This window comes from Variovorax sp. GW821-FHT09B01 (assembly GCF_059418345.1).
The window spans coordinates 167,750-191,855 of record NZ_JBWKPQ010000011.1; the positions used below are offsets into that span (position 1 = coordinate 167,750).

The window sequence follows — 24,106 nt, forward strand, 5'->3', positions numbered from 1 at the left end:
AAAATAAGTTTCGATTCTCTCGCGCTGCGTCCTCCGCTCCAATCGCGCCCATGCCCTGCATCCGGAGGGCGCCAACGACAACAGGAGACTCGATGAACGGCTCGGGCTTTTCATTCGCGCACACGCGTGCCGCCGTGTCCGACGCGGAGTGGCGGCAACGCGTCGATCTGGCGGCGGCCTTCAGGCTGGCCGGCTACTACCGCATGACGGACCAGATTTACACCCACCTCACGGCCAAGGTGCCGGGCACGCAGGCGCATTTCCTCATCAACCCCTACGGCGTGCTGTTCGACGAGGTCACGGCCTCCTGCCTGGTCAAGGTCGACCTCGACGGCGAGGTGGTGTTCGACCCGACCGGCATCGGCATCAACCCCGCGGGCTTCCTGATCCACAGCTGCATCCATCGCGCGCGCCCCGACCTGCATGCGGTGCTGCACACCCACACCGCCGCCGGCATCGCGGTGGCGGCGCAGCGGCGCGGTCTGCTCAACCTGTCGCAGCACGCCATGCGCTTCCATCGCCGCATCGGCTATCACGATTACGAAGGCGTGGCGCTCGACTTCAGCGAGCAGGACCGGCTGGTGCGCGACCTCGGCCCGCACAACGTGATGATCCTGCGCAACCACGGCCTCTTGGCCGCGGGCGACACCATCCGCGAGGCCTTCGAGCGCCTCTACTACCTCGAGCGCGCCTGCGAGGCGCAGGTGCGCGCGCAGTCGGGCGGCGCCGAGCTCATCGAATGCAGCGACGAGATCGCCGAGAAGGTGGCGCAGGCCCTCGACCGGCCCGGCCGCTCGGCGCGCGACAACGACTGGCCGGCGCTGCGCCGGCTGCTGGACCGCATCGATCCGTCGTACGCGACCTGAAGCCGGCAGCCCCACGAGAACGACAGGAGACACACGATGACGAAGACGAAGACGAAGACCGATGGATGGCCGCGCCGCGCGGCCGCGCTGCTGGGCATGGCCGCCGTGGCCTTGCAACTGGCCGCGGGGGCCATGACTGCGAGCGCGCAGGCCGCCTGGCCGAGCAAGCCGATCCGCTGGGTGGTGCCCTACACGCCCGGCGGCGGCACCGACCAGAGCTCGCGCATCATTGCCGAGAAGCTCTCGGTGGCGCTGGGCCAGCCGATCGTGATCGACAACCGGCCCGGCGGCAACACGGTGATCGGCGCGGCCGCGGCTGCTTCCGCGGCGCCCGACGGCTACACCGTGTTCTTCGCGGCGCTGTCGACCATGGCCGTGATCCCGAATCTCTACGACAAGCTGCCCTATGCGAGCGATGCGCTCACGCCGGTGACGCAGCTGGTGCACTTCCCGCTGTTCCTGATGGTCGAGGCCGGCGGGCCGCTCGACACCATGCCCAAGTTCCTCGCGGCGGCGCGCAGCCAGCCGCTGCTGTTCGCGATCGGCGGCAGCGGCAGCGGTGGCCACCTGGGTTCGGAGCTGATGAAGCGCCAGCTCAAGGCCGACATGACGGCGGTGCCGTTCAAGGCCATGGTGCAGGCCGCGCCCGAGGTCGCCACCGGCCGCGTGTCGTTCATGTTCGCCGACCTGCCGGCCGCGCTGCCGCACGTGCAGGGCGGCCGCGCGAAGATCATCGCGACCGCGGGCAAGACGCGCTCGGCGCTCTATCCCGAGGCGCCGACCCTGGCCGAGGCGGGCGTGGGCGAGATCGACTTCGACACCTGGGCCGGCCTGGCCGTGCCCAAGGGCACGCCGCAGCCCATCGTCGACCGGCTGGCGCTGGAGCTCAACAAGGTCATCGCCGATCCGGCCGTGCGCGCGAAGCTGGCGCTCATCGGCGTCGAGCCCGCGCCGTCCTCGCAGGCCCGCTTCACCGAGTTCATCGCTTCGGAGAATGCCAAGTGGCGCGCCGTGATCCAGGCCGCCGGCATCAAGCTCGAATGACGGCGCCGCCGCTGCGCTCGCTGCTGGTCTTCAACGGCGAGGCCGGGTTCTATGCGCAGGCCCTGCGCGCGCGCTGCCCGGCGCTGGCCGTGCACGCCACCACCGAGCGCGCCGAGGCCCTGCGCCTGCTGGCCGAGGTCGAGGCGCTGGTGGTCTCGGGCCCGTGGGTCGACGACGCGATGCTCGCGGCCGGGCCCGCGCTGCGCTGGGTCCATGCGCTGACCTCGGGCACCGACACCATCACCGGCTCGCCCGCGCTGCGGCCCGGCACGCTCGTGACCTCGTCGCGCGGCGTGCATGGCCCGCAGATGTCCGAGCTGGCGCTGCTGCTGATGATGGCGCTGGCGCGCGACCTGCCGCGCATGCTGCGCGACCAGCGCGAAGGCGCCTGGCACCGCTGGCCGCAGCCGTTGCTGTGGCGCCGGCACGCGGTGCTGGTCGGCACCGGCCATGTCGCGCGCGAGCTGGCGCGGCGCTGCCAGGCGATGGGCATGCGGGTCAGCGGCATCTCGGCCACGCCCGCGCCTATCGACGGCTTCGACGACGTGCAGGGGCGCGAGCGGCTGCAGCAGGTGGTTGCGCAGGCCGACTTCGTGGTGGTGCTGACCGCGCACGATGCGCGCACCCACCACCTGATCGATGCGCCGGTGCTCGCGGCCATGCCGGCGCATGCCTTCCTCGTCAACCTCTCGCGCGGCGGCGTGGTCGACGAGCACGCGCTGCTCGCGGCGCTCGAGGGTGGCGTTATCGCCGGCGCCGGGCTCGACGTCTACGAGACCGAGCCGCTCGCGGCCGGCCATCCGCTGCGCCGGCTGCCGAACGTGATCGCCACGCCGCACATCGGCGGCCTGAGCGACGTCTATGCGCAGCAGGTGCTGCCGATGCTGCTCGACAACGCGGCGGCCCTGGCGGTGGGCGACGTGGGCGCGCTGGTCAACCGCGTGTGCTGAGCGAGCGTCCCCGCGCCGCGGTGGCGTGGGGCCACGCCCTAAACTCCCGGCCATGGCCAAGGACAAATCCATCTACGTCTGCAGCGAATGCGGCGGCACCAGCGCCAAGTGGCTCGGCAAGTGCCCGAGCTGCGGCGCCTGGAACACACTGATCGAACAAGCGGCCGGCGGCGCGAACGCCCCGGCCAACAACCGCTTCGGCACGCAGTTCGCGTCGCTCGCCGGGGCTTCCGAACTCGCGGTGCTCTCGGAGATCGAGGCCAGCGACGTCGCGCGCACGCCCACCGGCCTCGACGAGCTCGACCGCGTGCTCGGCGGCGGCGTGGTGGCCGGCGGCGTCACGCTGATCGGCGGCGATCCGGGCATCGGCAAGTCGACCCTGCTGCTGCAGGCGGTCGATGCGCTGCAGCGCGCGGGGCAGAACGCGCTCTACGTCACGGGCGAGGAGAGCGGCGCGCAGGTGGCGCTGCGCTCCAAGCGGCTGGGGCTGGACCACTCGCAGGTGCAGGTGCTGGCCGAGATCCAGCTCGAGAAGATCATCGCCACGCTCGATGCCACGCGCCCGGCCATCGCGGTGATCGACTCGATCCAGACCGTCTACTCCGACCAGCTCACCTCGGCGCCGGGTTCGGTGGCGCAGGTGCGCGAATGCGCGGCGCACCTCACGCGCTTCGCCAAGACCAGCGGCACGGCCGTGGTGCTGGTGGGCCACGTCACGAAGGAGGGCGCGCTCGCGGGCCCGCGCGTGCTCGAGCACATGGTCGACACCGTGCTGTACTTCGAGGGCGACACGCACTCGAGCTTCCGCCTGGTGCGCGCGATCAAGAACCGCTTCGGCGCGGTCAACGAGATCGGCGTGTTCGCGATGACCGAGCGCGGCCTCAAGGGCGTGGCCAACCCGAGCGCGATCTTCCTGAGCCAGCACACCGAGCCGGTGCCCGGCAGCGTGGTGCTGGTCACGCTCGAGGGCACGCGGCCGATGCTGGTCGAGATCCAGGCGCTGGTCGACGACGGCGGGCCGAGCCCGCGCCGGCTGTCGGTGGGCCTGGACCGCGACCGGCTCGCGATGCTGCTGGCGGTGCTGCACCGCCATGCGGGCGTGGCCTGCATGGACCAGGACGTGTTCGTCAACGCGGTCGGCGGCGTGCGCATCAGCGAACCGGCGGCCGACCTCGCGGTGATGCTGGCCATCACCTCGAGCCTGCGCGGCAAGCCGCTGCCCAAGGGCTTCATCGCTTTCGGCGAAGTGGGCCTGGCGGGCGAGGTGCGGCCCGCGCCGCGCGGCCAGGAACGGCTGCGCGAGGCCGCCAAGCTGGGCTACAGCATCGCGGTGGTGCCCAGGGCCAATGCGCCGCGCAAGGGCACGAAGGACATCGAGGGCCTGACGATCCACGCGGTGGACCGGATCGAGGAGGCGATGGACGTGGTGCGCGAGCTCGAGTGAGCGAGCGCCCAAAAAAAAACGGGCCGCAACGGCCCGTGAAAAAACGCCTGGCGCATCGGTGGCGGCGCGCCCGGCGAGCTCCCAACCTCCTACCCCCTGATTCGTGCGTCGCTGCGTGGCGTGAACGCCGGGCCGCCGTCGCGCCGGCATTGGCCGCCGGGCGACGGGGCCGGGTTCATCGCGTTCCGGCCGCCGCCGGCGGCCTCTCCCTGACAACGTGGGCCGCCGCGGCCGCCTTGTTCGTGCCGGGGTTCGCCGGCACCGCGCAGGGTGGCGAGGCTGAGCCGGACGAAGGTGACGGAGCGTGGAATGTTCATCTGCGGTGTCTGCGGGGCCCGGGCCGATGCCCGTGCGGCGAAATGTGCCCGCGACGGCCCGCGGCGCGGGCAGCTTTGTGGCCCGGTAGCGCGAGATGCGCCTGGCGGTAGCCGGGCTCGCTACCCCGCTGCGCCGGCGCGGCGACAATGCGGGCCATGAATTTCCAGAAGTTTCTCGTGCCCGTGGGGGCGCTCGTCGTGCTCGGTCTGGCCTGGCGCAGCTATGGCTGGGGCGGCGTGGCCCTGGCGGCCGGCGCGATCGTGATGTTCCTGCTGATGCACTTCAACCGCGCGATGCAGGTGCTCAAGCGCGCGGCCGACCGGCCCGTGGGCACGGTGGCCAGCTCGGTGATGCTCAACGCCAAGCTCAAGCCGGGCGTGACGCTGATGCACGTGGTCGCGATGACGCGCGCGCTCGGAGAACTGCGCTCGCCGCAGGACCAGCAGCCCGAGCACTACCGCTGGACCGATGCCGGCGGCTCGTACGTCGACACGGTGTTCAACGGCGGCAAGCTGCAGGGCTGGACGCTGACGCGGCCCGAGGTCCAGGACGACGAGCCCGAGGCGCCGGCCTCTCCGTCGGCCTAATCGACGCTCTTGCGCGCGCCGCGCGGCGCGCGCCACGGCGGGTTGATGCGCGCGTGGTGGCGCGCCTCCTTCGCGAACTCGGTGCACACGTGCGTCATCAGGTCGGCCGAGCGGTAGACCAGGTAGACCTCGAAGTCGGGCAGCTCGTCGGTGATCGGCAGCCGCTCGAGCGCGTCGCCGCTCAGCCGCAGCGGCCCGGCGCCGTGGAACACCGCATCCGACCACATGCTGACCAGGTCGGTCTGCGTGGCGAGCTGCAGGCCCAGCAGGTTGGAGGCGCTCTGCACCATGCGCCGCGGCATCTCGAGCCCGTGCAGGCGCATGGTGCTGACCAGCGGGCTGAACGGATCGTCGACCGGGTCGAGCACCAGCCAGTCGGCATCGAGCAGCGGTCGCAGCTTGCGCACGCGGCGCAGCGGATGGCCGGCGCGCACCGACAGGTGCATCGCCACCGAGAACAGCGGCTCCCACTGGAACACGTTCGAGCCGGGCCCGCTGCAGGTCGAGATCAGGCCGAGGTCGAGCCGGCCCTCGCGCAGGCCCTCGAGCATCTGCTGCGGCCGCATCTCGAAGGCGCGCAGCGCCACGTTGGGAAAGCGCTGGCGGAACGCGGCCATGGCCTCGGGCAGCGGGCCGTTCGAGGCCACCGCGGTGAAGCCGATGTCCAGCCGCGCCTCGTCGTGGCCGCGGATCGCCTCGATGTCCTCGAGCGCATGGCGCAGCTCCTGCTCGACCACGCTGGCGCGCTTGACCAGCGCCGCGCCGTAGGGCGTGAGGCTCACGCCGCGCGTGGAGCGCGACATCAGCGTGACGCCGAGCTCGCGCTCGAGCTCGGCGATCGCCTTCGACAGCGCCGGCTGGGTGGTGTGCAGGCTGCGCGCCGCCTCGTGGATGCTGCCGTGCTGCGCCACCGCGAGCAGCACGCGCAACTGCTGCAGCTTCATCGCGCGCGCCCGGGCCTCAACGGTCGAAGGCCGCCTGCAGGCCGGCCTTGTCGCTCACGCCCTGGTGCAGCTTGAGCATCAGCAGCAGGCGCGCCTTCTGCGGGCTCAGGTCGCCGGCCATCACGGCGCCGGCGTCGAAGGTGGTCTTGCCGCCGCCGACGAAGCCGTACAGCGGCATGGTGCGGCCGTTCGACACGCGCGTGGCGATCACCACCGGCACGCCGCGCGACAGCGCGTACTTCACGGCCTCGTACATCGAGACGTTCATGTTGCCCATGCCCACGGCCTGCACCACGATGCCCTTGGCGCCCTGGTCCACCGCGTAGCGCAGCAGCGAGCCGTCGGCGCCGCCGAACATCGCGAGGATCTCCACGCGTGGCATCTCGGCGCTGCCGATGTCGATGTGCTGGCGGCGCAGCGCGCTGCGCGAGAACACGACCTTGTCGTCCCAGACCTCGCCGATGAAGCCGAAGTCGCCCGACTTGAAGGTCTCGACGTTGCCGGTGTGGGTCTTGGTGACGGCGCGCGCGGCATTGATCTGGTTGTTCATCGCGAGCATCACGCCCTGGCCCACGGCCTCGGGCGTGGTGGCGATGCGGATCGCGTTGAGCAGGTTGCGCGGGCCGTCGAAGTCCGGCGAGGACGCATTGCGCTGCGCGCCGATCAGGATCACGGGCTTGTTCGACTTGACCGTGAGGTCGAGCCAGTAGGCCGTCTCCTCCATGGTGTCGGTGCCGTGCGCGATCACCACGCCCGCCACCTCGGGGCGCGCGAGCGCGTCGTCCACCGCCTTGGTCAGGCGCGTCCACCACTTGGGCTCGACGTAGTTGGCCGACATGGCCGAGAAGTTGTTGACCTCGATGGTGGCGTACTTGCCGGCATCGGGCACGGTCTGCATCAGGTCGTCGCCCGAGATCGCGGGCACCACGCCCTTGGTGACGGGGTCGACCTTCATCGCGATGGTGCCGCCGGTGGCGATGAACTGCACGACGGGCCGGCTGCCCTGGGCCGAGGCGGCCATCATGCAGCAGGGCGCGAGGGCCAGCAGGCAGAGGCAGTGGCGGATGAGCTTCATGGTGTTGTCCTTTTTCTCGAGGGCTGGGAAGCGGCAGGGCGCCGACGCGCCATTGTGAAGGCGCCATGCCCGCGAATGGCGCGCGATGCGCCATCTCGGTAGTTCCACCGATGGCTTCGCGGCCCTGCTTCTGCGGGGGATGCCTTTTGGTTATCGGCATGAAAATTTGTGATTCCTCGCCACCGCGCTTTGCCTGAATACTCCGCCGCCACGGGTTCGGGGTGCCATGCGCCGCATGAAGTTCGCGCTTCGCGAATCCGTCGTCCGCACAACAACACAACGCCCCGTGGAGATCGAATGAGCGAAGCCGCCGCCCTGCCAGCCAGCCCCGTGCTGGGTTCCGCCCCGCCCGCCAATGCCGCCGCCACCGCTGCTACCACCAGGAGCGGCCAGAGCCAGTTCCGGCTGATCGCCGCCTGCTCGATCGGCAACGCGCTCGAGATGTACGACTTCACCGTCTACAGCTTCTTCGCGCTGCTGATCGGCAAGCTGTTCTTTCCCTCCGAGAGCGCCTTCGGTTCGCTGCTGCTCGCGGTCGCGACCTTCGGCATCGGCTTCGTGATGCGGCCGCTGGGCGGCGTGATCATCGGCAACTACGCCGACCGCAAGGGCCGCAAGGCGGCGATGACGCTGACCATCGCGCTGATGGTGGCCGGCACGCTGTGCATCGCGCTCGCGCCCACCTATGCCTCGGCCGGCGTGTTCGGCTCGCTGATGATCGTCGCGGGCCGGCTGCTGCAGGGCTTCTCGCTCGGCGGCGAGGTCGGCGCCGCGACCTCGATGCTGATGGAGGCCGGCGGCGTCAAGGGCCGCGGCTTCCGCGTCAGCTGGCAGCTCGCGAGCCAGGGCCTGTCGGCGCTGGCCGGCGCGCTCACCGGTGCGCTGCTGTATGCGCTGCTGCCGCAGGCCTCGCTCGAGAGCTGGGGCTGGCGCCTGCCTTTCCTGCTGGGCCTGCTGATCGCGCCGGTGGGCCTGTACATCCGCTCGCACCTCGAGGAAACGCACCAGGCCGAGAGCCACGAAGCCAGCCCGATCGGCCGGCTGCTGCGCGCGCACGGCGGCACTGTCTTCAAGGGGATCCTCGCGACCACCGCGGGCACGGCCACCATGTACCTGGTGGTGTTCTTCATGCCCACCTACATGATCCGCGTGCTCAAGATGCCGCCCTCGCTGTCGCTGCTGTCGGGCTGCGTCACCGGCATCACGCTGTTCGTGGTGTCGCTGGTGGCGGGCCGGCTGGCCGACCGGCTCGAGCGCCGCAAGCCGCTGGCGATCGGCTCGTTGCTGTTCAGCCTGGTCGCGGTGGGCCCGGTGTTCTGGCTCATCAGCCACCATCCGAGCGTGCCGCTGGTGCTGTGCCTGTCGGCGCTGCTCACGGCGAGCGTGAACATCGGCACCACGCCGATGTTCCTGATGCTGCTCGAGATGCTGCCGATCGGCGTGCGCGCCAGCGGCATCTCGGTGATCTACAGCGTGGGCGTCACGATCTTCGGCGGCTCCTCGCAGTTCATCGTGACCTGGCTGCTGGCCCAGACCGGCAACCCGCTCTCGCCGGCCTTCTACATGATGGCCTGCGGCGTGCTGAGCATCGGCGCGCTGCTGAGCCTGCGCGAACGGCGCGTCGGTTGAACGCCGCTTTCCTCTCCCTCCTTCCGCGAAACGGATCCCTCCCATGACCCGCGAACTCAGCCTCCAGACCACCAAGCTCCTGTCCCGCCTGCTGCCGCCGATCGAGATCGACACGGAGGCCTTCGTCGACATCCGGCGCCGGATCCATGCCGAGCCCGAACTCGGCTTCGAGGTGAGCGCGACCAGCGAACTGGTCGCGCGGCTGCTGCGCGAATGGGGCTACGAGGTGCACACGGGCATCGGCAAGACCGGGGTGGTGGGGCAGCTCAGGCTCGGCAGCGGCACGCGGCGCCTGGGCATCCGCGCCGACATGGACGCGCTGCCGATCGTCGAGGCCACGGGCCTGCCCTACGCGAGCCGGCAGCACGGCCGCATGCATGCCTGCGGCCACGACGGCCACACGGCGATCCTGCTCGCGGCGGCGAAGGCGCTCGCGAAAAGCCGCGACTTCGACGGCACGCTGAACCTGATCTTCCAGCCCGACGAGGAGAACCTCTGCGGCGCGCGCGCGATGATCGCGGACGGCCTGTTCGAGCGCTTTCCCTGCGACGCGGTCTATGCGCTGCACAACGCGCCCGGCGTGCCGGCCGGCAGCTTCATCGTGCAGGCGGGGCCGGTCACGCTCTCGTCCGACGTGGCCGACGTGACGATCCAGGGCAAGGGCGGCCATGGCGCGATGCCGCACCGCGCGCAGGACCCGGTGGTGGCGGCCGCCGCCACCGTGACCGCGCTGCAGAGCGTGGTGGCGCGCAACGTCGCGCCCGACGACACGGCGGTGCTGTCGGTCGGCTTCATCCGCGGCGGCGCCACCCACAACGTGATCCCGCAGTCGGTCGCGCTCGGGCTCAACGTGCGCGCGGCCCGGCCCGAGACGCGCGCGCTGGTCGAGTCGCGCATCCGCGAGATCGTCGCGCTGACCGCGCAGGCGCATGGCGTGGAAGCCTCCATCGACTACCGGCCGCTGGTGCCGCCGGTCGTCAACACCGAGGCCGAGAGCCGGCTGATGACCGAGGTGTGCGCCGCGCTGGTGGGCGCGGACAAGGTGGCGGCCATGGTGCCGCGCGGCTTCGCGGGCAGCGAGGACTTCGCCTGGATGCTGGCCGAGCTGCCCGGCTGCTACGTGCTGCTGGGCAACGGCGAAGGCGAGTTCGGCGGCTGCATGGTGCACAACCCCGGCTACGACTTCAACGACGAGGTGCTGCCGCTGGGCGCGGCCTGCTGGGTGCGGCTGGCGCAGACCTACCTGGTGGCCTGACGCCGGCCGCGCCGGGTCAGAACGGCGCGTCTTCCTCTTCGGCCGTGGTCACGGCCGTCGCGCTGGCCGCGGCCTTTGGCGCTTCCTCGGCCGGTGCCGCGGTGAACGCCGCCTCGCCGCCGAGCGCGTCGAGCAGCGCCGGCACCAGCTGGCCCAGCTCGCCGGTGGCGATCGCCACGTCGGCGTCGAAGTTGTCTTCCTTCTTGCCGCCGCCGGCGCCTTCGTCGGTGCCCTCGAGGAACACGATCTTGCGGATCTGCAGGCCGTGCGTGAGCTCGAAGGACACGCGGTCGTCCCAGGTCAGCGCGAGGCGGGTCGGGCGCTTGCCGTCGGCGATGTGCTGCTTGACCTCGTCGATGTCGAGCGGGTGCTTGGCATAGCGCACCACGGCCTTCGATTCGTCGGTGGCCTTGAGCTCGCACTCGCGGTCGATGGTGAAGCCCGCGGGCGGCTCCTGCGAGGCCAGCCATTCGGACATGGCGGCGGCCGGCTCGATCTGCGTGTTGAGCTGCATCGTGCCGAAGCCGGTGAAGTTCTGCACCAGGCTGCTGACCACCTCGTCGGCGCGCGCCGCGTTGGAGCTGTTGACCACCAGCCGGCGCTCGGCCTGGTCGACCCAGACCGTGACGCGCGCGGTGCGCGTGAAGGCCATCGGCAGCAGCTCGTGCGTGATGTCCTCCTTGAGGTCCTTCTTTTCCTTCTTGCCGGGCTTGCGGCCGGTGGTGGCCTCGATCTGCGCGCAGCGCTCGTCGAGCTTGCGGCGCACCACCGAGCCCGGCACCGACTTGCTCTCGATCATGTACTCGAGCAGCCACTGGCCGTCGATGGATTCCACCAGCGGGCCGTGGGCCTCGCCGCGCGGCTCGACCCAGCCGGCCGACTTCTCCTGCGAGGCGCCGCAGGGCTCGAAGCGCTGCTTGCCCAGGCCTTCCTCGGCCTCGGCCAGCGTTTGCGACCAGCCGGGCTCGATGCGGTAGACGATGACGTTCTTGAATACGGACACGGAGAATCTTTCCCTTCAATCGCTTGTTTGGCGGAACCGGCCATTGTCGCGGCGTCGGGCCGGTTCGCGCCACCGGCGGTGCATGGCCCGGGGCGCCGGTCAGGCAAGAGCGGCACGGCGCCGTAAAATCGGCGGCTTTGGCGGCCTTCAGGCCGCACCCCACAGCCTCCCCCCGCTGAAGGCTTTCTGCAAAAGCTCCCAAAGGAATCAGGAAATGAGCTCGATCCCCCCCTCGCTCGACGACCGTGACGGCAAGATCTGGATGGATGGCGAACTCGTGGACTGGCGCGACGCCAAGATCCACGTGCTGAGCCACACGCTGCACTACGGCTGCGGCGCCTTCGAGGGCGTGCGCGCCTACAAGACGGCCGACGGCGGCACGGCGATCTTCCGCCTGGCCGAGCACACCGAGCGCCTGTTCAACAGCGCCAAGATCCTGCGCATGAAGATCCCGTTCACGCAGGAACAGCTCAACGAGGCCCAGAAGCAGGTCGTGCGCGAGAACAAGCTCGAGAGCTGCTACCTGCGCCCGCTGATCTGGATCGGCTCCGAGAAGCTCGGCGTGAGCCCCAAGGGCAACAAGATCCACGCCATGGTCGCGGCCTGGTCCTGGGGCGCCTACCTCGGCGAGGAAGGCATGCGCCGCGGCATCCGCGTGAAGACCTCGAGCTACACGCGCCACCACGTCAACATCACGATGACGCAGGCCAAGACGGTCAGCAACTACACCAACTCGATCCTCGCCAACATGGAAGCGCTGGACGACGGCTACGACGAGGCGCTGCTGCTCGACGCGAGCGGCTTCGTGTCCGAGGGCGCGGGCGAGAACGTGTTCGTGGTCAAGAACGGCGTGGTCTACACGCCCGACCTGTCGGCCGGCGCGCTCAACGGCATCACGCGCAACACCATCCTGCACGTGTGCAAGGACCTCGGCATCGAGCTGGTGCAAAAGCGCATCACGCGCGACGAGGTCTACATCGCCGACGAAGCCTTCTTCACCGGCACCGCGGCCGAAGTCACGCCGATCCGCGAACTCGACCGCGTCGAGATCGGCAACCGCGGTGACGGCGGCGCGCGCGGCCCGGTCACCGAGAAGATCCAGGCGGCCTTCTTCGACATCGTGAACGGCAAGAATCCCAAGTACGCCCACTGGCTCACGAAGGTCTGAAGAACATGTCCACCACTGCAGTCGTCGAACTCCTCGCGAAGGAGCTCAACCACCAGGGCGGCGTGTTCTGCCCCAGCCCCAAGGCCGACATGAAGCTCTGGAACAGCCACCCCAAGGTCTACCTGGACGTGGCGCGCACCGGCGAGGCCAAGTGCCCGTACTGCGGCACCACCTACCGGCTCAAGGCCGGCGAGGTGGTGTCGGCGCGGCACTGACGCAACCTTAGAAAAAGAGACCGGGGGAGGCCCGGAACATCCATGAAGATCAACGTCGCGATCACGATGGAGATCCGGGCCGATGCACGGCAATCGATCTGGTTCAACGGCGCCAACCAGCACTGCGTGTACCTCTACATGCTGCTGAAGCGCTCGCCGCTGGTGGGCGAGGTCTGGCTGGTGCACGGCGACGGCGTCGCCGCCTATGCCGAGGGCATGATGCTCGGCGAACTGGCCGGCGCGCTGCGGCCGCTCTCGGCGGTGGTCCACCAGACCGACCTGCTGATCGAGATGAATGCGCTGGTGCACCCGACGCACGTCGAGGCGGTGCGCCGGCGTGGCGGGCATTGCGTGTCGTACCGCTTCGGCAACGACTACGTGGTGGCGGTCGAGACCATCAACTTCCAGGCCAATCCCTGGCTGCCGAACCCGCACCGCGTGCAGTTCGACGAGCTCTGGACCAACCCGCAGCACGCCCACACCTGCAAGAGCTACTTCGAGGCCGTGTACCGCGCGCCGGTGCACGTGTTGCCGCACGTGTGGTCGCCGTACTTCCTCGAGCAGAGCCTCGCGGCCAACGCCGAGCTCAAGGCGCGCTTCGGCTACCGCAACCAGGGCCGGGCCAAGCGCATCGCCTTCTTCGAGCCGAACCTCAACGTGGTCAAGAGCTCGCTGATCCCGATGCTGGCGGCCAACGAATGCCATGTGCGGCGGCCCGAGCTCGTGCAGCACGTGTACATGACGAACACCTTCGACAAGAAGGAGAACACGGCCTTCAAGCACATCGCGCTGGGGCTGCGCATGGTGCAGGACGGCAAGGCCACGGCCGACCCGCGCGGGCCCTTCGTCGAATGGGCCGCGCACCACACCGACATCGTGGTGTCGCACCAGTGGGAGAACGGCCTCAACTATCTGCTGTACGAGGCGCTCTACGGCAACTATGCACTGGTGCACAACTCGCCTTTTTTGCGCGAGGTGGGCTACTACTACCCCGAGTTCGAGGTCTTCGAGGCGGCGGCCGCGATCGAGCGCGCGGCCGAGACGCACGATGCGCAGCTGGCCGCGCAGGCGCAGGCCAACGCGGCCTTCCTGCGCACGCTAGCTCCGGCGCACGCGCCGAACATCGAGGCGCACGACGCGCGCATCCGCGCGCTTTTTTCGAACTAGGCCTCGGCCACGCGCACCACGCGCTTGCCGAAGTTGCGCCCCTGCAGCAGGCCGATGAAGCCGGCCGGCGCGTGCTCCAGGCCCTCGACGATGTCCTCCATCGGCTGCACCTCGCCGCGTGCGATCCAGTCGTCCATCTCGCGGCGGAAGGCCTCGAAGCGCTCGCCGTAGTGATCGAGGATGACGAAGCCCTGCATCCGGATGCGCTTCTGCAGCAGCGAGGCCATCAGCAGCGGCAGGCGGTTCGTCCCCTGGGTTTCGCCGTCGGCGTTGTAGTCGGCGATGTGGCCGCAGACCGGCACGCGTGCGCCGATGTTGAGCAGCGGCAGCACCGCGTCGAACACCGGTCCGCCGACGTTCTCGAAATAGACGTCGATGCCCTTGGGGCAGGCCGCGGCGAGGCGCTCGGCCAGCGCGGGATCGTGGCGGTCGAGGCAGGCGTCGAAGCCCAGCACGTCGACCGCGTGGCGGCACTTGTCCGCGCCGCCCGCGATGCCGACCACGCGCGCGCCCTTCAGGCGCGCGATCTGCCCGACCATCGCGCCGACGGCGCCGGTGGCCGCGGCCACGACCACGGTCTCGCCGGGCCTGGGCTGGCCGATGTCGAGCAGGCCCACGTGGGCGGTGAAGGCCGGCATGCCGAGCGCGCCGAGCGCGAGCGAGGGGCGCGCCATGTCGCCCAGCGGCATCAGGTCCTGGCCGTCGGACAGCGCGTAGTCCTGCCAGCCGGCATTGCCGAGCACGAGTTCGCCGGCGCGGAACTGCGGGTGCTTCGAGGCCACGACGCGGTTGACCGTGCCGCCCACCATCGGCTGGCCCAGCGGCACCGAGGCCGCGTAGATCGGCGCGACCTCGTCCATCAGCTGGCGCATGTAGGGGTCGAGCGAGAGGTACAGCGTGCGCAGCAGCACCTGGCCCTCGGCGGGCACGGGCACGGCGCCCTCCTCGAGGCGGAAGTGCGCGGGCGTCGGCAGCCCGCGCGGGCGCGCGGCGAGGACGAGGCGGCGGTTGACGGTGTCGCTTTGGGGCATGGGCAGGGGCTCCTGGGTGGTAGAAAGGCGATGACCTGTCAGGTAATTAGACCGGTCGTCTAGAAAGCGGCCGCAAAAAAGGCGGGAGCGACATCGGTCGTCCCGCCTCTCAGCCGACCGGGGTGGGAACGGGCGCCAGACCCAGCACCTGCCGCGTGCCGGCCATGGTGCGGTCGAGCGGGGCGCGGTCGCGCGCGATCTTCGCGAGCAGGCTGGCGCCGAGCCAGCTCTGGTAGAGCGAAACAGCCTGGGCCTGCGCCGGATCGCCGGCTTCGGCGGCCGGCAGCGAGCCGTCGCCCCGGCCGGTCTCGATGCAGCGCGCGAGCCGGTCGGTGATCTGGCGGATGCCCCGGTCCAGCGCCGCGCGCATGGTCTCGGACAGGTCGCAGACTTCGGCGCCCAGCTTCACCACGAGGCAGCGGCTCTGGGCGTCGTCACCGGTCTGCGAGTCGAGCCAGTCCTGGAAGTAGGCGACCAGCTGCTGCGCGCCCGTGCCCGACTCCGCCAGCAGGGCGTCGGTGCGCGCGAGGTAGTCGCTGAAATAGGCCTCGAGCACCGCCTCGCCGAAGGACTCCTTCGAGCCGAAGTAGTGATAGAACGAGCCCTTCGGCACCTTGGCCAGGCTCAGCACCTCGGCCAGCCCGACGGCCGTGAAGCCCTTGCGCAGCAACAGCGGATGCGCCACGTCGAGGATGTGGCGGCGAACGTCGGGAGGCGTGGCGACGGCAGTCATGGCGCCGGACTCTAGCGCCGATTAGACCAGTCGTCTAGTACGAGATTCCGGAGTCAGCCCGGTGCCGCCGCGCGCTTCGAGGCTTCGGATTCGCTGCCGATCCGCCGGCCCGGCCAGAGGTCGCGCCAGGGCTCGGGGTCCTGCCGCTCCTGCGCCAGCCGCAGGTAGACCATCGCGATCCACAGCAGCGCCAGCCCGATCTGGGCGTCGCGCAGCGCCGAGTTCACGCAGGAGGCGATCAGCGCGATCAGGGTCGCGGCCAGCGCGTAGCGGCCCGCGATGTCGGGCCGCTTCCAGGCCTGCCAGACGGCCGCGACCATGATCGCGAGCAGGCTCAAGAGGCCCGGCAGGCCGCCCTGCGCGCCCATCCAGAGGAAGTCGTTGTGCGGCATGTTCGAGTCGGCGAACAGCGCGGGGCCGCGCTGGTGCCACTGCTCGGTCCAGCCGCCGATGCCCCAGCCGGTGAGCGGCCGGTCGGCGATCATGCGGCCGGTGTCGCGGTACATGAAGTAGCGGATGACCATGCTGCCGTGGAAGATCTCGCCGGCCTGCGCCTTCTCGATCTCCTGGATGCCGACCTCGACCTTCTGCTGCAGCTGCGGCAACTGGTAGAGGCCCGCACCGAGCACCACGGCGCCCACGATCAGCGCCGCCGACAGCGCCTTCAGGTGGCTGCGCCACTGGTGGATGCACACCAGCGGCAGCACCAGCAGCAGCGCCAGTACCGAGGTGCGCGAGGTCAGCGGCAGCGCCACCACCGCCATCAGCAGCAGCACCAGCGCGAAGGCCGGCAGCGCGCGCAGCGGCCGGTGCGCCGCGATCTGCGACAGGCCCCAGACCGCCGCCGTGGATGCCACCACGCTGAACAGCAGCGCATTGCTGATCGACTTGTTGCCGACCTCCATCACCACGCCGCGCAGCGGCGCCCAGATGTGGAAGCCGCCGACCGCGTAGAACACCACCACCAGCAGCAGGTTGAGCGCCGAGATCAGCAGGAAGCCGCGCAGCGCCCACATGGCCTCGTCGCGCGCCAGCGCCATCGCCATCAGCAGCGTGGCCGCGATGCGCAGCCCGTGCACCAGGTTCGAGGGGGTCTCGGGGTAGTGCGGCCGGATGGCCAGCACGATCAGGGTCCAGGCCACATAGGCCACGACCGGCCACCACAGCGGATTGGCGCGCAGCCGCGCGATGCGTTCGCGGCCGCTGCCCGCGACCAGCAGGGCGACCAGCAGCAGCAGGGCCGAGAGGTAGGTGACGCCGACCGGCATGTACACCGCGAGCCCCCAGAACATGGCCGCGGGCCGGACGATGTGCGATCTCTGCATAGGGCGCGAATTCTAGGGGGCCGGATTCCGGCGCAACCTGACTTCACCCCGGGGCGCGCGGGGCTTGGCCGCGCCGTGCTTCAGCCGCGCGGCAGCCGGATCACGAAGCTCGCGCCGCCGCCGGGCCGGTCCTCGCAGCGCACCGTGCCGCCATGGCGCTCGGTGATCGACTTGACCAGCGCCAGCCCGAGGCCGACGCCGCCGTTGCGCTCGCTCGCGCCCGGCAGCCGGTAGAAGGGCTCGAAGATGCGTTCGCGCAGCGCGGCCGGCACGCCCGGGCCGCGGTCGTTCACGCGCACCGTGGCCTGGCCGTCGGCGCTGCCGAGCTCGACCGAGATCTCGCCGGCGCCGTAGCGGCGCGCGTTCTCGAGCAGGTTGCGGATCACGCGGCGCAGCAGCCGCGAGACGCCGGGCACGGTCAGCGCCGCGTTGTCGGTGCCTGCCACCAGGTCGAGCTCGGCGTCGACGCGCGCGCATTCCTCGGCGGCCAGGCCGGTCAGGTCGACCGCCTCGATGGTGCCCATGTCGGCCTCGCTGGCGTCGAGCCGGCTGGCCAGCAGGATCTCGTCGATCAACTGGTCGAGCTCGGCGATGTTGCGCGAGATCTCGGCGCGCGCCGCGGGGCTCGGCTGGTCGCCCATGAGCTCCAGGCTCATGCGGATGCGGGTCAGCGGCGAGCGCAGCTCGTGCGAGGCATTCGCCAGCAGCGACTTGTGCGAGCGCACCAGCTGTTCGATGCGCACCGCCGATGCATTGAAGCGCTTGGAGAGATCGGCCACTTCGTCCTGCCCTTCCTCGGTGACGCGCACCGACAGATCGCCCTCGCCCCAGCGCTGCACGCCGCGCTGCAGCGTCTCGAGCCGCTTGGTGAGCCGGCGCACGATCGGATAGACGCCGAGCGCCACCGCCACGCCGACCAGCGCGATCATCCAGCCCAGGCCGAAGGGCGTGCGCCAGGGCGCGAAGCCGCTGGTGCCGGTGGCGCGCTCGCGCGGCGCCACGCGCAGCGTGATCTCCTTGCCGTCGCTGAGCGTCACGTCGAACTCCAGCCCCTGGCCCGGCACGCGCAATGCCTTGCCGGCGCCGATCTGCTTGTCCTGCGCGTCGAGCACCACCACCTCGCGTGGCACCGGCGCCAGCCGTTCGCGCTCGGCCTCGGCCGCCACGCGCACGATCCAGTTGGCCATCAGCGTGAGGATCACCACGCCGCCGACCACCGCGAGCCAGATGCGCACGTAGAGGTGGCGGGAGTACAGATTGATCATGGGGAGGTGGGGAGTGCGGCGGCCGGGGCCGGCCGCTTTTTCTGGAGAGGTGCCACGAGCGGGACGGAAATCACCCGTCGGCCGTTCAGTCCTGCTGCTTGGCGAACACGTAGCCCACGCCGCGGACCGTGAGGATGCGCTTGGGATTCTTCGCGTCGACCTCGATCGCCGCGCGGATGCGGCCCATGTGCACGTCGATCGAGCGGTCGAAGGCCTCGAGCTCGCGGCCGCGCACGGCTTCCATGATCTGGTCGCGCGTGAGCACCCGGCCCGCGCGCTCGGCCATCGCGACCAGCAGGTCGAACTGGTAGGAGGTGAGGTCGGCCACCTGGCCGGCCACCGAGACGGTGCGCGCGTTGCGGTCGATCTCGAGCGTGCCGAAACGCATCATCGACGCCGCCTCGGCCTCGGTGCTGCTCTCGCCGCGGCGGCGCAGCACGGCGCGGATGCGCGCCAGCAGCTCGCGCGGCTCGAAGGGCTTGGGCAGGTAGTCGTCGGCGCCGATCTCCAGGCCGATGATGCGGTCCATCGGGTCGCCCTTGGCGGTCAGCATCAGCACCGACACCTTGGAGATCGCGCCCGGCAGCGCGCGGATGCGGCGGCAGACCTCGAGGCCGTCGGTGTCGGGCAGCATCAGGTCGAGGATGACGAGGTCGGGCGCGTGCTGCTGCAGCTGCTCGAGGCCGCTGGCGCCGTCGCCGGCATGGTTGAAGCCGAAGCCCGACTGGGTGAGGTATTCGCCGACCATCTGCGCCAGGCGCTGGTCGTCTTCGATCATCAGGAGTTGGGGGGTGCTCATGCGCTTCATGGTGTTCCACCGGGAGCAAGCTGGCTTGAACGCTCCGTAAAGTTGGGTAAACCTGGTGCCGCGGTGTCAACCGGCCGGCACTGCGAAAAGCATAGCGCCGTCGTGCTGCGGGGCCGCCGAAAGCCGCTCCGCGCCGCGGTATTCGGGCTGCGCGAGCAGGGCCTCGAGCGCTAAAGCCTCGAGCGCCGGGTCGCAGTCGCGCGCCCGCGCGAGGATCTCGCCGGCCAGCCGGCGCAGCTGCGCGGTCGAGGCCCGGATGCGCGCCTTGAAGGCCGCGTCGTCGAGCCGGTCGTTGAGGCTGCGGTTGAGCTCGGCGAACCACGGCATCGCGGCCTGGTCGAGCATCGCCGCGCGGTTGCGCTTCTCGCTCGCGCCCGACCAGGCGCGCAGCAGCGCCTGCACCGCGAGGTTGAGGCGCTGGCAGTGCTGCAGCTCGTCGCGCACGCTGCCCAGCAGCGCCAGGTCGGTGAGCCGGCCCTGGAAGAAGATCTGCGACAGCACGCCCCAGTAGTAGGCGTAGTCCCAGATCACCTTCACCGGCAGCACCTCGGGATCGCCGAACAGCGGGTACTGGTCCTGGTAGAGCGCCAGCGTGCTCTCGTAGAACGAGTGGTAGATCTGGTCGTAGAGCTGCGCGCGCGCCTCGATCGAGCGGCCGCGCCGGTCGTGCGCGATCAGGTCGGTGATGTAGGTGTTGCCGATGGCGATGAAGTCGCTGCCCGGCGAATAGAAGGGATCGAGGAACAGGCCGGCCTCGCCGGTCAGCGCCCAGCGCCGGTCCGAGAACACCTGCTTGCAGCCGTACGAGAAGTGGCGCAGGAACGCGAAGTCCTGCAGCAGGTGGCGCTTGCCGTCGAGCGCCTCGTAAAGCCGCGGCTGGTAGGTCGCGAACCAGGCCATGGCCTTGTCGAAGCTGTCGATGGTGGCCAGCGGATGCAGCTTCTGGTCGGCCACGATGCCCACCGAGTGCGAGCCCGAGGCCAGCGGGATCAGCCATACCCAGTAGCCCGCGCCCACCAGGTGGTTGGTCGACAGCCAGCGCGCCTGCGGATCGCAGCGCGCGCGCCAGGCCTCGTCGGCGCTCCAGTGGTCGATGGTGATGCGCTCGCCGATGCGGAACCACACGGCGTTCACGTCGTGGTCGTTGGGCTGCGCCAGCCCCAGCTTGCGCTTGAGCAGGCCGGCGCGCCCGCAGGCGTCGATCAGCCAGCGTGCTTCGGTCTCGCGGGTTTCGCCGCCCTGGGTCCATTGCAGCCGGTGGTGGGTGGCGCCGTCCTCGGCCAGCTCGATGCGGCGCACGAAGGCGTCGTCGGCGAAGTGCACGCCGTGGCGCGCGGCCTCCTGCGCGAGGTAGTTCTCGAGGATGCCGCGGTCGATCTGGTAGCTGGGCACCGACAGGTAGCGGCTGGCGCCGATCTCGGTCACGCCGTCGATGTCGCGCCGGCCCTCGCTGAAGAAGAAGCGGAAGCCGAACTTGCGCAGCTGCGCGTTCTCGAAGTGCGGCTTCAGGCCCAGCACGGTGTCGAAGTAGTGGGCGCCGATCTCGACCGACGATTCGCCCACCTTGTGCGCCGCATGCGGCACCGGGTGCGCGCGGCGCTCGAGCACCAGCACCGAGAGGTCGTCGAAGCGCTGGCGCAGTTGCAGAGCGAGCGTGAGCCCTGCCAGACCGCCACCCATGATCACTGCGTCGTAACGAGGGGCGGTCGGCTTCATTCGGGGTTTTCCGTCAATGCCCGCCGGGCCGCAGCAGCAGTCTCAGCGAGAGGGTGGGGGAGAGCGGCAGCGTCACCGGCGCATCGGTCCGGCCGTCGAGCCGCGCCAGCGCCTCGAACAGCCCGAGCGCCTGTGCCATCGGGTTGACCTGCGCGAGCGTTTTCGCCGCCTCGGACGTGGGCGCCGTGCCGGCCGCGCCGTCGCTAGCCAGCGACCAGTCGAGCGCCGCCACCGTGCGTTCGGTGGGCTCGGGCGCCAGCACCAGCGCCAGCGCGAGCTGGCCCTGGCTGCCCGTCACGGCCGCCAGCGGGCCGGAGGCGGGCGCGTCGTAGCCCACCAGCAGCACCGCCTCGCGGTCGGCCGCGCACTGCGCCGCGGCTTCGAGCAGGGCAGCGCCGAAGCTGCTGTCGTAGGCCGAGATCGAATTGCTCGCGGCCATGCAGCCGGTGCCGATGGTCCAGTAGCCCACGGCGGCGTTGTGCACCGAGTTGTGGAAGCGCGTGGGCGACAGCACCGACGGATCGGTGGCGAGCGTGCTGCACATGTAGTCGTTGATCGACAGGTCGCCGTGCGCCGAGACGAACACGCAGGGCAGGTCGGCGGCCTGCCGGCCCGAGCCGGCGATGGCGGCGGCCGCCACCTCGAGCGCCAGCGCCACGGTGTCGGGCGCGCGGCGGCGCTCGGCCGGGGCCAGCACCTGCGGCGCGGGGCGCTTCGCGGGCGGATCGGTGAGCGCACCCTCGCCGCGGAAGGCCGCGCGCGCAGCCTCCCAGCCGGGCAGGGTGGGGGCCCAGAAGGCGGGCCCCTCGATGTAGATCGTCGGTGTGGTGCTCATGCGCCCATCGCCTTGCCGAACACCAGCGCGCAGTTGTTGCCGCCGAAGCCGAAGGAATTGGAGAGCGCGTAGCGCACCTCGCCGTGCGCCGGCGCGAGCCGGATCTGCGGGCCGAAGCCCGGGTCCAGCGCGGCCGAATTGACCGTGCCCGGCATCAGGCCGCGCTCGATCGCCAGCAGGCTGATCACCGCCTCGACGATGCCCGCGGCGCCCAGCGTGTGGCCCGTGAAGCCCTTGGTCGAACTCGCATGCGTGCGCGCCGGGAAGCGCCGTGCCACCAGCGCGCCCTCGACCTCGTCGTTCTTCTGGCTCGCGGTGCCGTGCATGTTGATGTAGTCGATCGCCTCGGGCGCGAGGCCGGCGCGCGCCAGTGCCTCGTCGAGCGCGCGCTCGGCGCCCAGGCCCTCGGGATGCGGTGTCGACATGTGGTGCGCGTCGCTGGCCTCGCCGTAGCCCAGCAGCTGCAATCCGGTGGCGGAAGCCGCGTCGGCGCGCTCGAGCAGCGCGAAGCCCGCGGCCTCGCCCAGGCTGATGCCGTCGCGGTCCGGATCGAAGGGCCGGCAGGGCCCGCCCGACACCAGCTCGAGCGAGTTGAAGCCGAACAGCACGCTGCCGCACAGCGTGTCGACGCCGCCGACCACGGCCGCGTCGACCAGGCCCAGGCGGATCAGCCGCTCGGCCGAGGCGAACACCTTGGCGCTCGACGAGCAGGCGGTGGAGATGGTCTCGCTCGGCCCCTCGAGGCCCAGCACTTCCTGCACGAACATCGCGAGCGAATGCGGCGTGTGCACCGCCGGGCGGCGCTGCGCGGGCGGGAAATGGCCGTCGGCGTCGAGCTGGGTGTAGGCCAGCTCGGTCTCGCCGATGCTCGAGGTCGAGGTGCCGAGGATCAGCGCGATGCGCGCCGCGCCATGGCGCCGGCGCGCCGCGGCCACCGCCTCGAGGAAGCCGTCGGCCTGCAGGCCGAGCCAGGCCAGCCGGTTGTTGCGGCAGTCCCAGCGCGCGAAGGCCTCGGGCAGGCGGAGCTCTTCGAGGCCGTCGACGCGGCCGATCCAGGTCGGCAGCGGCGCGGGGCCGAAGTCGTTGGCGCGCAGGCCGCTGCGCGAATGCTCGAGCGCTTCGGCAAGCGGCTCCTTGCCGACGCCGACGGCCGAGGTGGCCGTGTAGGCGCTGATCTGGAGGGGGGGAATGCGGGCGGGCACGGTGTGGACGTGGCTGGGCGGTGACGCGGTTGGAGGAGTAGTTCTTGTGGTCGGGTCTGGGGAAAGCAGCGCAAAGCCTACCAGTTGCGGGGGTGGGGCCGTGTCGGCGGTTTCCTATGGGGCCGGGTCAGGATTTCCCGCTGTCCGCACGCGCGGCCAACGTGCGCGAGGCCAGCGCCACCAGCACCAGCACCGGCACGCCGAGCAGGGCGGTGGCGCAGAAGAAGGTGCTGTAGCCGTAGGCGTCGACGAACACGCCCGAGTAGCCGGCGATGAACTTCGGCAGCAGCAGCATCAGCGAGCTGAACAGCGCGTACTGCGTGGCCGAGTAGCTGATGTTCGTGAGGCTCGAGAGGTAGGCGATGAAGGCCGCCGAGGCGATGCCGCCCGCGAGGTTGTCGGCCGAGACCACGGCGATCAGCGCCGTCAGGTCGTGGCCGCGCGAGGCCAGCCAGGCGAACAGCAGGTTGCTCGCCGCGCTGAGCACCGCGCCCAGCATCAGCACCCGCATCACGCCCAGGCGCATCGACAGCACGCCGCCGACGAAGGCGCCCACCAGCGTCATGACCACGCCGTAGATCTTGCTGACCGTGGCCACCTCGTCCTTGGTGAAGCCCATGTCGACGTAGAAGGGGTTGGCCATGATGCCCATCACCACGTCGCTGATGCGGTAGATCGCGATCAGCGACAGGATCAGCACCGCCTGCCACTTGTAGCGGCGGATGAAGTCGGCGAAGGGCTCGACCAGCACGTCGCGCAGCCATTCGGCGGCATTGCGCGGCGCCGACAGCGAGCGCTTTGCGGGCTCGGGCGACAGCAGCACCGTGAGCACGCCCACGAACATGGAGCCGGCCATCACGAGGTAGGCGGTCTTCCAGGCGCCGTTCTGGTAGGCCGCACCGGCCGCCGCGCCCGCCGCTGCCGCGACCGGCGCGACCTCGGCCCAGGCCGCCACCCACAGCACCCCCGCCCCGGCCCAGATCATCGCGAGCCGATAGCCGGTCTGGTAGGCCGCGGCCAGCGCCGCCTGCTTGCGGGTTTCGGCGGACTCGATGCGGAAGGCGTCGAGCGCGATGTCCTGCGTGGCCGAGCCGAAGGCCACCAGCAGCGCGCACCAGATCATCGGCATGAGCCCCTGGCGCGGATCGTTGACCGCCATGCCGACCAGCCCCGCGATCACCATCCCCTGCGCCAGCAGCAGCCAGCCGCGCCGGCGTCCGAGCAGCGTGGTCAGCGGCGGCAGCGGCAGCCGGTCGACCAGCGGCGCCCAGACCCATTTGAAGCCGTAGGCCAGGCCGACCCAGCTCAGGTAGCCGATGGTGGCGCGGTCGATGCCGGCCTCGCGCAGCCGGAAGCTCAGCGTGCCCAGCACCAGCAGCAGCGGCAGCCCGGCCGAGAAGCCCAGCGCCAGCATGCGCAAGGTGGCAGGTTCGAGGTAGACCTTCAGGGCGTCGCGCCAGGGCGGCGAACCGGCGGCGGTGGATTCGGCGGGCGGGACGGAAGACATGTGGGAGCGATTGTCCATG

At 70.7% G+C, this 24,106-nt stretch carries 22 protein-coding genes; 10 read left to right on the forward strand and 12 right to left on the reverse strand.

What is annotated here, in order from left to right; all coding sequences use genetic code 11:
* Positions 1 to 92 precede the first annotated feature (92 nt).
* From AC07RV_RS27135 to AC07RV_RS27155, 5 genes are all read left to right on the forward strand, one after another.
* On the forward strand, positions 93 to 866 hold the full coding sequence (locus AC07RV_RS27135) for a class II aldolase/adducin family protein (RefSeq protein ID WP_296774576.1): 774 nt from the start codon (positions 93 to 95) through the stop codon (positions 864 to 866).
* Positions 867 to 902: 36 nt separating this feature from the next.
* Complete coding sequence (locus AC07RV_RS27140; RefSeq protein ID WP_296774578.1) at positions 903 to 1,910, forward strand: Bug family tripartite tricarboxylate transporter substrate binding protein; 1,008 nt, start codon at positions 903 to 905, stop codon at positions 1,908 to 1,910.
* Positions 1,907 to 2,860, forward strand: a complete 954-nt coding sequence (locus AC07RV_RS27145) for a D-2-hydroxyacid dehydrogenase (protein ID WP_296774580.1) — start codon at positions 1,907 to 1,909, stop codon at positions 2,858 to 2,860. The genes AC07RV_RS27140 and AC07RV_RS27145 overlap by 4 nt, the downstream gene beginning before the upstream one ends.
* Before the next feature lie 52 nt (positions 2,861 to 2,912).
* Positions 2,913 to 4,304, forward strand: coding sequence for a DNA repair protein RadA (gene radA / locus AC07RV_RS27150; RefSeq protein WP_093344005.1), 1,392 nt, complete (start codon positions 2,913 to 2,915; stop codon positions 4,302 to 4,304).
* 464 nt (positions 4,305 to 4,768) lie between these two features.
* Positions 4,769 to 5,209: a glycerate kinase gene (locus AC07RV_RS27155; protein ID WP_208513287.1), complete on the forward strand. Its 441-nt coding sequence runs from the start codon at positions 4,769 to 4,771 to the stop codon at positions 5,207 to 5,209.
* Here AC07RV_RS27155 and AC07RV_RS27160 read toward each other — a convergent pair.
* Together AC07RV_RS27160 and AC07RV_RS27165 are read right to left on the reverse strand one after the other, a co-directional pair.
* Positions 5,206 to 6,153 (reverse strand): LysR family transcriptional regulator, encoded by a 948-nt coding sequence (locus tag AC07RV_RS27160; protein ID WP_296774586.1) that lies wholly within the window; start codon positions 6,151 to 6,153, stop codon positions 5,206 to 5,208. The genes AC07RV_RS27155 and AC07RV_RS27160 overlap by 4 nt on opposite strands.
* A gap of 16 nt (positions 6,154 to 6,169) precedes the next feature.
* Entirely contained in the window at positions 6,170 to 7,228 is a 1,059-nt protein-coding gene (locus tag AC07RV_RS27165; protein WP_296774588.1) for an asparaginase, read from the reverse strand.
* A 297-nt stretch (positions 7,229 to 7,525) separates the two neighbouring features.
* Here AC07RV_RS27165 and AC07RV_RS27170 point away from each other — a divergent pair, with 297 nt between their 5' ends.
* Together AC07RV_RS27170 and AC07RV_RS27175 are read left to right on the forward strand one after the other, a co-directional pair.
* Positions 7,526 to 8,857 carry an MFS transporter gene (locus tag AC07RV_RS27170; protein WP_296774590.1) on the forward strand — a complete coding sequence of 444 codons (1,332 nt, stop codon included), beginning with the start codon at positions 7,526 to 7,528 and terminating at the stop codon, positions 8,855 to 8,857.
* Between the two features lie 43 nt (positions 8,858 to 8,900).
* Positions 8,901 to 10,112, forward strand: a complete 1,212-nt coding sequence (locus tag AC07RV_RS27175) for a M20 aminoacylase family protein (RefSeq protein ID WP_296774592.1) — start codon at positions 8,901 to 8,903, stop codon at positions 10,110 to 10,112.
* Positions 10,113 to 10,128: 16 nt separating this feature from the next.
* Here the strand turns inward: AC07RV_RS27175 and AC07RV_RS27180 are convergent, their stop codons facing one another.
* Positions 10,129 to 11,115 (reverse strand): recombination-associated protein RdgC, encoded by a 987-nt coding sequence (locus AC07RV_RS27180; RefSeq protein ID WP_296774595.1) that lies wholly within the window; start codon positions 11,113 to 11,115, stop codon positions 10,129 to 10,131.
* Positions 11,116 to 11,329: 214 nt separating this feature from the next.
* Between AC07RV_RS27180 and AC07RV_RS27185 the strand changes: the two genes are divergently transcribed.
* From AC07RV_RS27185 to AC07RV_RS27195, 3 genes are read left to right on the forward strand one after another with little or no spacing between them, the layout of a single operon-like run.
* Complete coding sequence (locus AC07RV_RS27185; RefSeq protein WP_093344017.1) at positions 11,330 to 12,283, forward strand: branched-chain amino acid transaminase; 954 nt, start codon at positions 11,330 to 11,332, stop codon at positions 12,281 to 12,283.
* A gap of 5 nt (positions 12,284 to 12,288) precedes the next feature.
* Positions 12,289 to 12,498: a zinc-finger domain-containing protein gene (locus AC07RV_RS27190; RefSeq protein WP_208513281.1), complete on the forward strand. Its 210-nt coding sequence runs from the start codon at positions 12,289 to 12,291 to the stop codon at positions 12,496 to 12,498.
* A 42-nt stretch (positions 12,499 to 12,540) separates the two neighbouring features.
* Positions 12,541 to 13,665 carry a DUF2827 family protein gene (locus AC07RV_RS27195; RefSeq protein ID WP_296774600.1) on the forward strand — a complete coding sequence of 375 codons (1,125 nt, stop codon included), beginning with the start codon at positions 12,541 to 12,543 and terminating at the stop codon, positions 13,663 to 13,665.
* On the opposite strand, the gene curA is transcribed toward AC07RV_RS27195, so the two are convergent.
* From curA to AC07RV_RS27240, 9 genes are all read right to left on the reverse strand, one after another.
* Complete coding sequence (curA, locus tag AC07RV_RS27200) at positions 13,662 to 14,696, reverse strand: NADPH-dependent curcumin/dihydrocurcumin reductase (protein WP_296774602.1); 1,035 nt, start codon at positions 14,694 to 14,696, stop codon at positions 13,662 to 13,664. The genes AC07RV_RS27195 and curA overlap by 4 nt on opposite strands.
* 109 nt (positions 14,697 to 14,805) lie before the next feature.
* Positions 14,806 to 15,429 carry a TetR/AcrR family transcriptional regulator gene (locus tag AC07RV_RS27205; RefSeq protein WP_296774605.1) on the reverse strand — a complete coding sequence of 208 codons (624 nt, stop codon included), beginning with the start codon at positions 15,427 to 15,429 and terminating at the stop codon, positions 14,806 to 14,808.
* Between the two features lie 53 nt (positions 15,430 to 15,482).
* Positions 15,483 to 16,754 carry an O-antigen ligase family protein gene (locus tag AC07RV_RS27210; RefSeq protein ID WP_296774607.1) on the reverse strand — a complete coding sequence of 424 codons (1,272 nt, stop codon included), beginning with the start codon at positions 16,752 to 16,754 and terminating at the stop codon, positions 15,483 to 15,485.
* Between the two features lie 80 nt (positions 16,755 to 16,834).
* On the reverse strand, positions 16,835 to 18,019 hold the full coding sequence (locus AC07RV_RS27215; protein ID WP_296774609.1) for an ATP-binding protein: 1,185 nt from the start codon (positions 18,017 to 18,019) through the stop codon (positions 16,835 to 16,837).
* Between the two features lie 85 nt (positions 18,020 to 18,104).
* The gene (locus AC07RV_RS27220) at positions 18,105 to 18,827 is read right to left on the reverse strand and encodes a response regulator (RefSeq protein WP_093344026.1); all 723 of its coding nucleotides are present in this window, start codon (positions 18,825 to 18,827) and stop codon (positions 18,105 to 18,107) included.
* Positions 18,828 to 18,893: 66 nt separating this feature from the next.
* Positions 18,894 to 20,543 (reverse strand): NAD(P)/FAD-dependent oxidoreductase, encoded by a 1,650-nt coding sequence (locus AC07RV_RS27225; RefSeq protein WP_296774611.1) that lies wholly within the window; start codon positions 20,541 to 20,543, stop codon positions 18,894 to 18,896.
* Positions 20,544 to 20,556: 13 nt separating this feature from the next.
* Positions 20,557 to 21,378: a beta-ketoacyl synthase chain length factor gene (locus AC07RV_RS27230; protein WP_296774613.1), complete on the reverse strand. Its 822-nt coding sequence runs from the start codon at positions 21,376 to 21,378 to the stop codon at positions 20,557 to 20,559.
* A complete protein-coding gene (locus AC07RV_RS27235; RefSeq protein ID WP_296774614.1) occupies positions 21,375 to 22,580 on the reverse strand; it encodes a beta-ketoacyl-[acyl-carrier-protein] synthase family protein in 1,206 nt (401 codons plus the stop codon). The genes AC07RV_RS27230 and AC07RV_RS27235 overlap by 4 nt, the downstream gene beginning before the upstream one ends.
* Positions 22,581 to 22,707: 127 nt before the next feature.
* Positions 22,708 to 24,087, reverse strand: a complete 1,380-nt coding sequence (locus tag AC07RV_RS27240; RefSeq protein WP_296774616.1) for an AmpG family muropeptide MFS transporter — start codon at positions 24,085 to 24,087, stop codon at positions 22,708 to 22,710.
* Between the last annotated feature and the right edge of the window lie 19 nt (positions 24,088 to 24,106).